Origin of the sequence: Neisseria shayeganii, from assembly GCF_014054965.1 — a bacterium.
GTDB classification, from domain to species: domain Bacteria; phylum Pseudomonadota; class Gammaproteobacteria; order Burkholderiales; family Neisseriaceae; genus Eikenella; species Eikenella shayeganii.
Map to the genome: position 1 here is coordinate 1,874,423 of NZ_CP059567.1, position 13,020 is coordinate 1,887,442.

13 protein-coding genes are annotated in these 13,020 nt (G+C 54.4%); 7 read left to right on the forward strand and 6 right to left on the reverse strand.

Annotation, left to right across the window (positions count from 1 at the left end; translation table 11 throughout):
- Nucleotides 1-93 precede the first annotated feature (93 nt).
- Both H3L94_RS09160 and H3L94_RS09165 read left to right on the forward strand, forming a co-directional pair.
- A complete protein-coding gene (locus tag H3L94_RS09160) occupies nucleotides 94-306 on the forward strand; it encodes a hypothetical protein (RefSeq protein WP_182121771.1) in 213 nt (70 codons plus the stop codon).
- 294 nt (nucleotides 307-600) lie between these two features.
- The gene (locus H3L94_RS09165; protein WP_182121772.1) at nucleotides 601-864 is read left to right on the forward strand and encodes a lactate dehydrogenase; all 264 of its coding nucleotides are present in this window, start codon (nucleotides 601-603) and stop codon (nucleotides 862-864) included.
- Between the two features lie 422 nt (nucleotides 865-1,286).
- Here H3L94_RS09165 and H3L94_RS09170 read toward each other — a convergent pair whose 3' ends face one another.
- The 5 genes from H3L94_RS09170 to rluD all read right to left on the reverse strand — a co-directional run bounded on the left by H3L94_RS09170 (nucleotide 1,287) and on the right by rluD (nucleotide 7,755).
- Nucleotides 1,287-1,745: a chemotaxis protein CheX gene (locus H3L94_RS09170; protein WP_009118821.1), complete on the reverse strand. Its 459-nt coding sequence runs from the start codon at nucleotides 1,743-1,745 to the stop codon at nucleotides 1,287-1,289.
- A gap of 1 nt (nucleotide 1,746) precedes the next feature.
- Entirely contained in the window at nucleotides 1,747-2,112 is a 366-nt protein-coding gene (locus tag H3L94_RS09175; RefSeq protein ID WP_182121773.1) for a response regulator, read from the reverse strand.
- The gene (locus tag H3L94_RS09180; protein ID WP_182121774.1) at nucleotides 2,109-4,220 is read right to left on the reverse strand and encodes an ATP-binding protein; all 2,112 of its coding nucleotides are present in this window, start codon (nucleotides 4,218-4,220) and stop codon (nucleotides 2,109-2,111) included. Before H3L94_RS09180 ends, H3L94_RS09175 begins: the two co-directional genes overlap by 4 nt.
- Before the next feature lie 866 nt (nucleotides 4,221-5,086).
- Nucleotides 5,087-6,514 (reverse strand): leucyl aminopeptidase, encoded by a 1,428-nt coding sequence (locus H3L94_RS09185; RefSeq protein WP_182121775.1) that lies wholly within the window; start codon nucleotides 6,512-6,514, stop codon nucleotides 5,087-5,089.
- 116 nt (nucleotides 6,515-6,630) lie between these two features.
- Nucleotides 6,631-7,755, reverse strand: a complete 1,125-nt coding sequence (rluD, locus tag H3L94_RS09190) for a 23S rRNA pseudouridine(1911/1915/1917) synthase RluD (protein ID WP_182121776.1) — start codon at nucleotides 7,753-7,755, stop codon at nucleotides 6,631-6,633.
- On the opposite strand from rluD, the gene H3L94_RS09195 reads away from it, so the two are divergent.
- From H3L94_RS09195 to H3L94_RS09205, 3 genes are all read left to right on the forward strand, one after another.
- Nucleotides 7,754-8,557 (forward strand): outer membrane protein assembly factor BamD, encoded by an 804-nt coding sequence (locus tag H3L94_RS09195; protein WP_182121777.1) that lies wholly within the window; start codon nucleotides 7,754-7,756, stop codon nucleotides 8,555-8,557. The two genes, rluD and H3L94_RS09195, sit on opposite strands and share 2 nt — an antisense overlap.
- A gap of 98 nt (nucleotides 8,558-8,655) precedes the next feature.
- On the forward strand, nucleotides 8,656-9,102 hold the full coding sequence (locus tag H3L94_RS09200; protein WP_182121778.1) for a DUF4124 domain-containing protein: 447 nt from the start codon (nucleotides 8,656-8,658) through the stop codon (nucleotides 9,100-9,102).
- A 442-nt stretch (nucleotides 9,103-9,544) separates the two neighbouring features.
- Nucleotides 9,545-10,321, forward strand: coding sequence for a ferredoxin--NADP reductase (locus tag H3L94_RS09205; RefSeq protein ID WP_182121779.1), 777 nt, complete (start codon nucleotides 9,545-9,547; stop codon nucleotides 10,319-10,321).
- Between the two features lie 165 nt (nucleotides 10,322-10,486).
- Here the strand turns inward: H3L94_RS09205 and H3L94_RS12620 are convergent, their stop codons facing one another.
- A complete protein-coding gene (locus H3L94_RS12620; RefSeq protein WP_244958743.1) occupies nucleotides 10,487-11,554 on the reverse strand; it encodes a YadA C-terminal domain-containing protein in 1,068 nt (355 codons plus the stop codon).
- A 327-nt stretch (nucleotides 11,555-11,881) separates the two neighbouring features.
- Here H3L94_RS12620 and H3L94_RS09215 point away from each other — a divergent pair, with 327 nt between their 5' ends.
- Together H3L94_RS09215 and H3L94_RS09220 are read left to right on the forward strand one after the other, a co-directional pair.
- Nucleotides 11,882-12,442 (forward strand): DUF1543 domain-containing protein, encoded by a 561-nt coding sequence (locus tag H3L94_RS09215; protein ID WP_244958745.1) that lies wholly within the window; start codon nucleotides 11,882-11,884, stop codon nucleotides 12,440-12,442.
- Nucleotides 12,443-12,498: 56 nt separating this feature from the next.
- Nucleotides 12,499-12,936 carry an META domain-containing protein gene (locus H3L94_RS09220; protein ID WP_182121781.1) on the forward strand — a complete coding sequence of 146 codons (438 nt, stop codon included), beginning with the start codon at nucleotides 12,499-12,501 and terminating at the stop codon, nucleotides 12,934-12,936.
- Nucleotides 12,937-13,020: the final 84 nt, after the last annotated feature.

Here is a 13,020-nt window from a genome sequence, read left to right on the forward strand (position 1 = left end):
CAAAGGCTGTAGAAATATGTATAAAAGCAATAACAATGATTTAAACAGTTTATTCAAATTATTGATTTTAATATTTCATACCTAGAGGCCATAATGAGTGAGTCAAAAAGAAAAATTCTAGAAAACATTTCTAATATAAATCAAGAAATTGCCAGAGAAAATGAAATAGCTGCCCGCTTTTTATACCAAGAGAAATATGAGTCGGCTGCTCAAAACTTTTTTAATTTATTTGGATTAAATCAGAAATTAGGAATAGAGTTTGCCAAGTTGGCACAACATTTTTCTGATGAAGATTTAGAAGATTAAATTGAACTTTAAAATAGCCCCTTGCGCCCGCAAGGGGTTTTTCTTAACAACCGTTTGGTTGACGAAATTTTATTGTCTATCCTGAAACGATGATGGAGAAAATTTGGAGTTAACCAACTTGGACAAAACCTAGGCCGACTTGAACGGGTACGTGAACATTGCCGCTCATACCCGAATCAGTAATTCGGATAAGGTAATTTTGCCTTAAGGCTACCTGAACCCTTCAGGTAGCCTTCTGTTTGGCCACAACTGCCGCAGCGAGCGGGCAGAGGTGTCGGATGCTACAACGGAAAGATGATTGAGTTTGTCGTTTCTGTCGGCCATGCCGATCAGGCAGACGCCCTGCGCTTTGTGGTGTGCCGGCACAGCAAGGCCAAAGCCGAGGCGTGGTCGCTGGCCGGCGGCTCCGGCAATCCGCCGCAAACCCCGTTTTTGGCGGCAAACCTACTGATGCCGGAGCTGGAGATGATGCAGCGCGGCGCATCGTTTGACGACATCATGATGCTGGCCGACTTCGAGCGCTGCCTCGCTTGGGCTTGGCTGGAGAGCAAAGTATAAATTAACCCCCGTTTGGCAACGGGGGTTTTATAATTTCAAAGGGCGGCGGACAAAACCGCCGCTAAAATTTCGCGCTACTTTTGTCCGAGCGCTTGACAAAAAAAATGCAAAACACGGACAAAACCGCCGCGCGCTTACAAACGCAGAAATGCGCCGCAGATGGGGGTTTTGCAAAGGTCTCGATATGTCTGTCCCACGGGGATTCCTGACGTTCACGTTCGCTGTGCTGCTGCGCCTTGAACTGCATCCACATCTGGGGGTTTTGCAAAGGTCTCAGGCTACCTGAAAACCTGATGACTGGTTTGAACGGCCAACGCATCATAGCGGGCTTGATGTCTCATCAATCTTGCCAGCGAAAATCAGGCTACCTGAAGATTTTCAGGTAGCCTGATTGACCATTCGTCACAATTGGCTGAAGCGGCTCAGTTTTTGCGGAACGCCGCCACAATCGATGCGCTGCGGCCGCGCCAATTGACCGGCACCACAAAAGAGCGTTCTTTATCACGCGGCAACATGGTTTCATTAGGCGGACCGCGCAAAATCAGCGGCACGGAAATTTCAAAGTCTTCGCCGAATTCAACGCGCGCGTTACCAGCGATGGTGTTGGCCACTTCGCCCACCAAATCCACCATCATGGCTTCGCCGGTATCGGGCTCGCCCATCAACACCAGCAAACGCTCCAACAGGTCTTTTGGTGCGGTGAAATACACCACGCCGTTGCGTCGGCCGCTGATGCTGATCACACCGGTGTAGTCTTTGGCCGAGGGCACACGGTTTTCCACCAAGTAAGGAGTGCCGACCACCAGCTCGTCTTCATCCATGATTTGGCTGAAGTATTTTTGTACGCTATTGATAAACACTTGCAGTTTTTTTTCGCTCATTTCAGTCACTCCAAGTCATTTCTTCCAAGGCTTCAGACAGTTCGCTGTCTGTAAAAGGTTTGCAAATAAATCCGCGGGCACCCAATTCCAAAGCCCGGATGCCGGTGGCTTTGTCCGACAGGGCCGAAATCACCAAAATATTGGCATCTTCATCCAACTCGGTAATCGCGGCGATGCAGGCCAAACCATCCATTTTCGGCATGGTCAGATCCATGGTCACCAAGTCCGGTTGGTGTTCCTTATAGAGGTCCACCGCTTCCAAACCGTTACTGGCCGTCGCGACCACCTGAAAGTCTGAGCCGTTCGAACCCCGGCTGATGCGGTTACGGATCACATTCGAGTCATCCACAATCATTATCTTCTTCATGGTGTTACCAACTCCTTCATCACCCAGGGAATGTCTTTCGGAAACGAGAAACTGAATCGGGTATAGGCATTGGGCAGGCTGGACACATGGATTTTGCCGCCCAAACTGATCACGCGGTCTTTAATGATGTCCAAGCCCACGCCGCGACCGGCATCCGAAGTCGCTTCCGCTGCGGTGCTGAATCCGGGATGGAAAATCAAACGCACCAAATGCTTCTGCTCCAAAGTGGCGGCTTGATCGGCATCATAAATACCCAATTCCACGGCCTTGCGGCGGATGGCTTCATAATCGATGCCTTTACCGTCGTCTTCCACATTCAATACCAACATATCGTTTACCGATGTCACTTCCATGCGTACGTGGCCGGTAGCCAACTTACGCTGTGCCGTACGTTGTTCGGGCGTTTCGATACCGTGCACCACGGCATTGCGCAGCAGCTGTACTGAGATTTCACGCACGATATTGCGCAAACCTTCGTTTTTCATGTTGTCTACGCCTTTGCAGATGAAGTCCACCTGCTTGCGGTTCCGTTTGGCCAAGTCGGCAACCAATTTGCTGTAGTAATTGTCGCTTGAGTTGCCGGCCATATTCAGCTCTGGCGAATTGGAAGTACGTTCCACCAAACTTTCAATCAATTGGATCAAGTGCAGCATTTCTTCCAACGATACGGTGAGCCCCAAGAAATCTTCACCGGTCAGCGAACGGTTGCTGCGATGCTGCACCAGTTGTGATTCGATGTTTTCCGCCAAGGCGATAAAACCATGCAGTTTCAACGCACCTGCTTCACCTTTCAGGCTGTGCACCGAGCGGAACATGGCATTGACTTTCTCGCGCAACGCTACCGAGCTGGAGCCGTCTTGGCGTTTGAGTACGGCATTGATGTCCCAAGCGTGCTGTCTGGCCCGCGCAATAAAGTCTTTGATGGTCTCGCTGTCGCTGCTCAAAATCGCACCCAGCATTTCCAGCTGCATATCGTTTTGCGCCCGCTCCTGCTCGCTGCGTTGAGCCAGCAACACCGCACTGGTGATGTCGCTCACGTTGACCAATACCCGTTCGATTTCCTGCTCTTGGTAAATGCGCTTGAAGCGGAAGCTCAAGTAACGGGTTTCGATACTGCCCCGACGGCCGGCTACCTGTAAGGGCACGCAATCCAAAGGATTGAGACTGAAAATCAAACGCTCCTTCACGCGGGGGTTGTACAACTGACCGATGAATGCTTGGGTTGACTGCAAATCTTCTTCGCACACCATGTTGTCCAACACATCCATCAAGTTCTGGCCCTGCAGGTCGCGACGTGCCAGAAGGTTTTCCAATTCCACGGAATAGGAATCACCGATGGTCAAGTTACGGTCAAGCAGGAACAGGCCGATGTCCACGGTTTCCATGATTTCGCTGATCTCGCGGAAAGCCAAATCGATTTGCGCATCGGCTTTGCGCAGACGGCGCACAAAGTAGTAAACGAATACCAGCAAATAGGTAATGAAGGCCGCCAAGGTCGCAGCTTGCAAAATAGTGGCATAACGGGCCAAACGGTTGCTTTCCTCCACATTGCTCAGATAGGCATCTTCAATGTAGGCGCGGATTTCGCCGTGGTTGATCTGCACATATTGGGCCACCGAGCGGTTCAGCAGGATATTGTGATAGGAAGACAGCAGGCTGATTTTGTCCTGGTAGTCTTTCCAGCGCGCGCCGAAGCTTTGCAAAGCCTCATACTCATTGCCCGAAACCTTGGCGCTCAAATGGCTCACTTTGCCGCCCACATTGCCTTTAGGCAAATATTGGCCGCCGGCCTGCAACACGCCGAGCAAACTGTTCACTTCCAGTTGATAGCTTTGGATGCGGCCCAAAGTCTGATGGTAATTGGTGGTTTTGCGGTAAGCATCGCCGCTGGCCTCGGAGATCAAAGCCAGCTTCTGCACTTCCGTCAGAATATTCTGCATATTGTCGTCCAACCGGTTGATCACTTCGATCCGGTTGGTATTGTTTGTAATCTCCCTGGTCAGATAGTAGTTACCTGCCAGCACTCCGAACAGAATAACCAGCAATACCAGAAGCGAAAGTGTGATGCTTCGGTATTTGCCTCTCTGTGCCGAATGTGTCTTCTGCATACCCCTGCACTCCAATGATGAAAATAGTGGATCAAATCCAGCCGCCGAGCGTGCGGCATCTTCCCGCCGACCTCCAGACCGTATTTTGCTGCGGATGGCAGAACCTAGGTTTTTCTTATTTCCGCTGCATTTTTAATTTTGAAAACAACAAAATAAATATCAACCGCCCTCAAAGTGGCAGCGACACGGTCCTGTCGGTAGAGCTATATTACCAAGATTAACAAAAATATACAAAGGTAAATTTGCGGAAATTTGACCGAACGCAATACAGTTTTGAAAATTATCATCTTTTAGATTAAAGATACTACTTAAAATTAGGTTATTCAGGTTTTAGAATTTTCATCTTTTCATTTTCAATTTTAAAACACAAAATTTTATAAAAAAGAGTTTATCAATAGGCAAATGCTGATTTCTATGCACCAATACAAATTGCAGAGTTGGGGTATCCAATAGGTGGAAAATTATTTTTTGCGTAATTTGCGCAATATTCTACTTAAGCATTTCAACAGCCTCGGGCACATACCAGACGTTTCCACCCTTATAGATACAACCTTACATTAACATTTAACAAAGTTTAAAATTGCCTGCTTTATCTAACCCAACATTGATTTCCAGCAAGCATCAAGTCAAGCACGCACACAATATAGATGTCATCCCCGCCACAGTCCGCGGACATGAACGCAGAAAACGCCGTGGATGACGAAGCTGCACAGATTCCCAACATCCATTGACAGAAACACACTCATGCCAACCGACTACGTGCCCTTACCGATGCCGCAGGCGAAAACAAAGGCTACCTGAAAACCTTTCAGGTAGCCTGAAGTTGGGAAGATGGCGTGCGGCGGCACCAACCGACGCAGCCGGCCTTAGATGCCAGCCTCCTCGCATAAATACTGCCACAGCAGCGGCACCGGCCGGCCGGTTGCCCCTTTGTCCTTGCCCGATTTCCACGCCGTACCGGCAATGTCCAAATGGGCCCAGGCGTAATCTTGGGCAAAATGCGCCAGGAAGGCGGCTGCGGTAATGGTGCCGGCCGGCCGGCCGCCGATGTTTTGCAAGTCGGCAAAATTGGACTTCAACTGCTCTTTGTATTCGTCAAACAGAGGCAACTGCCAAGCCTTGTCGTTGCTTTCGCGGGCGGCGGCCAGCAAGGTGTCGGCCAGCTCCTGATTGTTGGCCAACAGGCCGCTAGCGGCATGACCCAAAGCGATGATGCAGGCGCCGGTGAGCGTGGCCACGTCAATCACCGCACGCGGTTTGAATTGGGCGGCATAGGTGAGCGCATCGCACAGAATCAGGCGGCCTTCGGCATCGGTGTTCAGAATTTCGATGGTGGTGCCGTTCATGGCAGTCACGATGTCACCCGGCTTGCTGGCGCCGGCATCGGGCATATTTTCGCAAGTCGGCACCACCGCAATCAGGTTGATCGGCAGTTTGGCGCGGGCGGCGGCAGTAAACACACCGATCACGCTGGCGGCGCCGCACATATCGTATTTCATTTCATCCATGGCCTCGCCGGGCTTCAGCGAAATGCCGCCGGTATCGAAGGTAATGCCCTTGCCCACCAGCACAATCGGCGCCGCCTCGCGGTCGGCCGCGCCAAACCAGCCCAATTCGATCAGCTGCGGCTGCTGTACGCTGCCCTTGGCCACCGACCAAAACGCGCCCATATTGGCTTCAATATAATCGCGGCCCAAAATATTCACCTGTGCGCCGGCCTGCTCGGCTTCTTTTTTCGCCTGTTCGGCCAAATAAGAGGGGGTACAGACATTCGGCGCGGTATTGCCCAAATCTTTGCACAAATTGATGCCGTAAAGCAGGGCTTCGGTTTGGCGCAGGGCCGACTCCACCGCATCGGCATGACGACTGTGGCGGAAGAAGACGGCCGTCAGCTTGGCCGGCTTGGCTTCCGACTTAAAATGATCGAAGCGGTACGCCGCCTCGCCGAAGGCCAAGGCCAGCACACCGGCGGCCAACGGCGCTTCGCGTTCGCATAGGGCATTCAGACACACGGCTACCTGGGGCCGCTTCTGCGCCCACGCGGCGGCTTCCTTGGCAGCTTTCTCCATGGCCGCGCGGGTGCCGTCTTTCAAACGCAAGACGGCCACGTCGCAAAAGCCTTCCGCCGCCGGCACCCGCGCCGAGGCAAAACGCTCATCGTCCGACAACTCCCCGCACAATAAAGCCACCGTGGCATCGGCGGCGTGTTCGGTACACGGGCAGGCATCGGTGCACACATACAGCCGGGCAGCGACACCGGCTTCCAAGCATTCGGTTTGAACAGAAAACTGCATATTTTTTCCTTAAAAAACTGACACAATCAAACAGCCCTGAGGGCCAGCAATCCTCATCCTATCTTAAACAGGCTACCTGAAAGCCGATTCATGCTTTCAGGTAGCCTCCGTCATTGCTATTCTTTCACATACACGATTTCCACATCGTAATCGTCTTCATCCCAGTAGTCTTCATCTTCGGCAAATTTTGCCTGCCATTCCTCGGCATGGCTCAGAGAAGAATCCAGCCCCGCCTCCAGGCGCAACACCGACAGCAGATGGTAGAAATCCTCCGGCAGCGGCGCTTCAAACGACATTTCCTCGCCGCTTTGCGGATGGACAAAACTCAAGCGGTAGGCATGCAGCGCCTGACGCGCCAAACCTTTCACCACTGCTTTGACTTCGTCGGAAGCCGGATGGCGCGGATTGCCGTACACCGGGTCGCCGGCCAGCGGATGGCGCGCCTCGCGCATGTGCACGCGGATTTGGTGAGTGCGGCCGGTTTCGAGCGCGCATTCGATATAGCTGTGCGCCCGATAGCGCTCCAATACTTTCACATGGGTCACGGCCGGTTTGCCGCCGAATTTCACCACCGCCATTTTCAAACGGTTATGCGGGTCGCGGCCGATCAGGGTGTCGATTTTGCCGTCGAACGGCACCACGCCGTCGGCCACCGCACGGTAAATCCGTTTCACCGTACGCGCCTGCAGCTGCTGCACCAGATGGGTTTGTGCCGGCAGCGTTTTCGCCACCACCATCAGCCCGCTGGTGTCTTTGTCCAAGCGGTGCACAATGCCCGCGCGCGGCACCGCGGCCAGCGCCGGACAATGGGCCAACAGGCCGTTGAGCAAAGTGCCGCTCCAGTTGCCCGCCGCCGGATGCACCACCAAGCCGGCCGGCTTATTGAGCACCATCACGCTGTCGTCTTCGTAAACAATGTCCAAATCCATGGCTTCCGGCGTGAAGGCCAGGTTCTCCTCGCTCTGCTGCACGGCCACCTGAAGCGTTTCGCCACCGATCAGCTTGGCCTTGGGCTGCGCCGTTTCGCCGTTCAACAACACCGCACCGTCTTTGATCCACGCGCTCAAGCGGCTGCGCGAATAATCGGGCATCAACTTGGCCAAAGCCGCGTCCAAACGCTGGCCGGCCAGCGCGACGGGCACGGTGAAATTTAAACAATTTTCTGTATCGGAGGCTGCCGAAAACTCGAAATCATCGTTATAATCGGCGTCATTGTTGACATAGGAAGAAGTGTTCTGCATGAAAAAATTTCTTTTGGTTACCGGTTTGGCCGTGGCCCTGTCTGCCTGCTCCAGCACCTCCGCAGTAGACAAAGAGGCGCAGGCCACACAAGATTGGCCGGTGGAACGTCTGTATGCCGAAGCGAACGACGAATTGCACAGCGGCAATTATAACCGCGCCGTCAAGTTATACGAAATCCTGCAATCGCGCTTCCCCAATACCCGCTACGCCGCCCAAGCCCAGCTCGACACCACCTACGCCTACTACAAAGACGAACAGCAGGCTCAGGCCTTGGCCCACGTGGAGCGCTTCCTGCGCCTGCACCCGCACCATCAAAACACCGATTACGCCCTCTATCTGAAGGCGCTGATTCTGTTTAACGAAGACAAATCCTTCCTCAACAAACTGGCCTCGCAAGACTGGTCCGACCGCGACCCCAAAGCCAACCGCGATGCCTACCACGCCTTCAACGAACTGGTTACCCGCTATCCCGACAGCAAATACGCCGCCGACGCCCGCGAGAAAATGACGCAGCTGGTGGACGCCTTGGGCGGCAACGAAATGGCCATCGCCCGCTACTATATGGAACGCGGCGCCTACCTGGCAGCAGCCAACCGCGCCCAAGTGGTGATCAGCCAATACCAAAACACCCGCTACGTAGAAGAAGCGCTAGCCATGATGATCGAGGCTTACGACAAACTGGAAAAACCGCAACTGCGCGACGACACCCGCCGCGTACTGGCGCAAAACTTCCCGCAAAGCCCTTATTTGGAACAAGCATGGCGCCCCAACAACATCCCCTGGTGGCGTTATTGGAAATAAAGATTCAGGCTACCTGAAACCGTTTCCGGCGTTTCAGGTAGCCTGTTCCCCATTTTTACCCCGCAAACCGCCTATCCGGCGATGCAAAGGATACCCGCATGAAATCCCTCAGCCTGTTGGCCGCCTGCTGTCTGCTCGCCGTCCCCGCCGCTGCCGCCACTTACGAATGCACCGACAGCCAGGGCCGCCGCACCTACACGGCCACGCCCGGCCCCAACTGCAAAGACGCCAACTTGGGGAAACCAAACATTTATACCCCTGCCGCGCCCAATCCAACCTCAGCACATACCGGCTCTTCCGTCACACAAACAGGGCCTTCCGTTACGATTCTGAGCACAGAAACGGCCCCATCTCCCGCCCGATCGCCCGCCGCGATCCGTGCCGCCGAAGAACGGCTCAGCCAAGCCAAACAAAATTTGGAAGAAGGCCGCAAAGTCCGCTACGGTAACGAGCGCAACTACGCGCGCTATCTTGAGCGAATCAAAGCCTTGGAAGATGCGGTCACTGCTGCTCAAAAAGAATTGGAAAGCCTGCAAAGCCGCTAAACCCATCCAGCCTGTAACAAGCCCAACCGACCGTCACTAATCTGTGTAGCCCGACTCCCGGCACAAAGCACTATTGAAAAAACCGAACACAGCAAACGCCCCCCCGAAGCATTCGAGACGGCCGCTACCGCATGAATGCCAAAAGAATATCTTGCGAAGAAGGCTCCCGCTCCCAGGCTACCTGAAAATCGCATCCGCTTGTGGCCATAGCTGCCGGCAGTATGGCCATAAGCGCTCACCCTCATCCGCTCTCCCTCACTTCTCCTCACGAGCTCCATATCCGCACACCACCTCTTCCCAGCATTCCTACTTCCTTTATTGTTCGCCTGCCTATCCCACCGCTGTCTCCGCCTGCGCCCACCCCCGGCCTGAATGCTTGAAAAAACCGCAGTACCACCCATTTACTCCGACATTCCCGCACCAACCCGCAACCACCCTGACCATGACTGCCGCTCCAGCCGCCAAATACACCGAAGAAACCGTGCTTTGGGTCAAACACCACACCCCCAAACTGATGACCTTCGCCCTCACCCGCCCCGCCGAATACCGCTTCAGCGCCGGCCAATTCTCCCGCCTCGGGCTACCTGAAGGCAGCGGTTTCATCTGGCGCGCCTACTCCGTGGTGTCCGCCGAATACGCCGACACCCTCGAATACTTCGCCGTCCTCATCGAACACGGGCCCATGTCTGCCCGCCTGGCCGAATTGAAAGCCGGCGACACCCTCTTGCTCGACAAAACCGCCACCGGCTTTTTCCTGCCCGAACGTTTCCCCGACGGACGCGACCTCATCATGCTCTGCACCGGTTCCGGTATCGCCCCCTTCCTCTCCATCCTGCAACAGCCCGAAATTTGGCAGCGCTTCGAGCACCTGGTGCTGGTTCATTCCGTCTCCTATGCAGACGAACTGATTTTTCGAGAAGCCTTACACCAGCTCAGCCAACACCCCTTGGTCGGCGACTACGCCCACAAACTGCGCTTCATCCCCGTGCTTACCCGCGAACCCGATGCCGCCCCGCTCAACCGCCGTCTGCCCGAACTCATCGCCGACGGCTCGCTCAACCGCGCCATCGGCCTGCCCTTCTCCGCCGAACACAGCCGCTTCATGATCTGCGGCAACCCCGCCATGGTGAAGGACACCTTCCAAGCCCTGCTTAATCTCGGCTTCACCATGCACCGCAACCGCATCCCCGGCCAAATCATGATGGAAAACGGCTTCTGAGGCGGATACGCAAAGCGCTTTTCCGCCGATACCTTTCCACGCCAAACACGAGAATATTTGCAAAACAGGCTACCTGAAAACATTTCAGGTAGCCTGTTTCAGGTTTAGGTTTGGTTTGATGATGTGCAGCGGCAGTTCGGTATCCACCCCCGCCGCACGGGGTGTTTACCACTCCAAATTAACGCCGAGGTTGTAACTCAAGCCGCCGCCCCGGACATTAAACGCCACCCCGGTTTTGGCAGCCAACATCTCATTGAAACGGTAGCCCGCGCCTACGGCCACGGCCGTTTGCGAGCGGTAACCGCCCAAGGCGGCCGAGAGGTTGACCTTGCCGACACCGTAAGGCTGAAACAGACCGCTCAGTGCGGCTTGGGCGGCCAGGCCGCGCTGCACTTCCCGATCCAGATCACTCAGGCGTTGCGACAATTGGCCGATTCGTTCCGCATTGCGGTCGATTTGGGCCAGTTTTTCATGGCTCGGTACACTCTGCTGCAAAGCTTGGATGGCTTGTTGGTTTTGCCGTACTTGCTTGGCTTGGTTGTCGGTGCGCTGTTTGAGCTGCTCCAGCGCAGTTTCACCAGCACGGATTTGTTCAGCTTGGCCGTTAATCTGGCTGTTGATCTGCTTGTTTGCTTGATTCAAAACCTGGAGGGCCTCTTGTTGGTTTTCTACTGTTTTCTGGTTTTGCGAAGCCAAATTTAGGGCTTGTAGGGCAGTTTTAGCGTTTGTTTCCACTCCGCTGGAGACCTCTTTCTGGATGCCAGAGAGTTTCTGATCGAGCTGGCTCAGATTTGCGCTGTGTCGGGCCACCTGTTCTTGTGTTTGTTGGTTTTGTTGTTTCGCTTGTTCGAGCGCTGTGTCGTGGGCACGGATGTGTTCGGCTTGCTGCTTGAGCTGATTGTTGATCTGCTGATCTGCCTTACCCAAAGCCAAAAGGGTTTCTTGTTGGTGTCGGGCTAATTGCTCATTTTGCGAGGCCAGGATGTGTGCTTGCAGGGCGGTTTGGGCATTGGCATCCGCTGTGTCCGAAATTTCTTTGATGCGGTCACCGTGGTTTTTGAGTACTTTGTCGAACTCATCCAGTTTTTTCGCTTGATTTTCGATAGCGTGGCGGTTTTGTTCGATGTCGCGGCGCAGCTCGGCTTCATCGGCAAAAGCGGAAACGTGGGTCAGGCCGAACACGGCAGCGGTAATCATCACAGTCAGGGGGCGCAGGGTATTTGTTCGAGTCATTTTGGTTTTCGTCAGTTGAGTAATTGGGAAATCGATCATAGAAAAAGATGGCCGTTGGCAAGCAGCTTGCCAACGGCGTTTCTGACGCGGCCTATCCGCATTTTCTGACAAGTTGACACCCTATTTGGATTCAATAAAATTTACATCATTGTTTGCCAATATAAAAAATATGCTGCTTAGCCCCTCAACGGTAAAAAAACAGCTGGCACAAACAAAATTCTTACGCCGGCCGGGCCAGATGGGTGTAGAGTAGGCCATACCTGAAGCATGATCCGCAAACGGATGCTAGGACTTGAGGCGATGGAAAGGCAAGATGGAGCACAAGCCATGAAACTGTTTATGCTGAAATTGGGCGCCACGCCGAAAGGCCGCTTGATTGAGCAGCACGATGTGTTTTTCGGTATTGCCGAGCACCCGGCTGATTTGATTCCGGCTTTTGAGGCCGCATGGCCGGAAGCGGCCGGCAATTGGCACATCGACTGCTGGCGCGAAGTGAGCCAGGTGGGCGGCCATGCGGTGCGTGTGGTGCCGCGCGAGCAGGCGCGGGCAGATAGCAATCAGCTGTTTTTTATCAATTTGGGCGGCTACCGGCCGGGTGAATTTGAGGAGTACCACCACAAAATGCTGATTGTGGCGCCCAGCAGCCAAGCGGCGATTGCCGAGGCCAAACGCAGCGATTTCTACCGCGATTTCGATTTCGCCGGCGCGGTGTCTCATGTGGACGACAAGCACGGCGTGGACGTGGACGAAATCCACAATATCGGCGAAGTGCTGGCACAACAGGACAAACAGCGTTATGCGCTGCACATCCGCCCCGCACCAGACGGGCAGCCGGACGAATGGCACATCGGCTACCTGAACCGCAACAAATTTGCCCAATGCCGTTGAATGCGCCATCCGGCGCACCACTCTGATTTTGTGTACCCCTATCCAGGAGAATTTGAATGAAAGCAATCGCTATTTTTGCCGCTGCCGCTTTATTGGCGGCTTGCGCCCAAGCCCATCCGGACGCTGCCGCAGCGGCACCGTCATCGGCCGCCAACTCCCAGGCAGAGGGCCTAAACGGCAATTGGCGGGTATCGCATGTGAACGGAAAAAACCTCGCCGCCGGACAGGGCACCTTGTGGTTGGATGCGGCGCAAGGCCGTTACGCCCTCAATCTGGGCTGCAACAATCTGTTCGGCACGTTTACCCTGCCCAAGGGCGGTTTGGTATTCGGGCCGGCGGCCAGCACACTGAAAATGTGCGAACCGGAGGCCATGCAGCTTGACCGTGACGCCGCCGCCGCGCTGGCACAAACGCGCGGCTACCGTCGCCAGGGACAACAGCTGGAATTGATCGATGCCGACGGCAAACCCGTTTTGGCAGCCGTGGCCGAATAAAGCCGTCTGAGGCCCCGCCTGTCTGCCCGCAGGCGGGGCGTTTTCCTGTGCGCAAGGCTACCTGAAACCGCGCCGGAGGCGTAC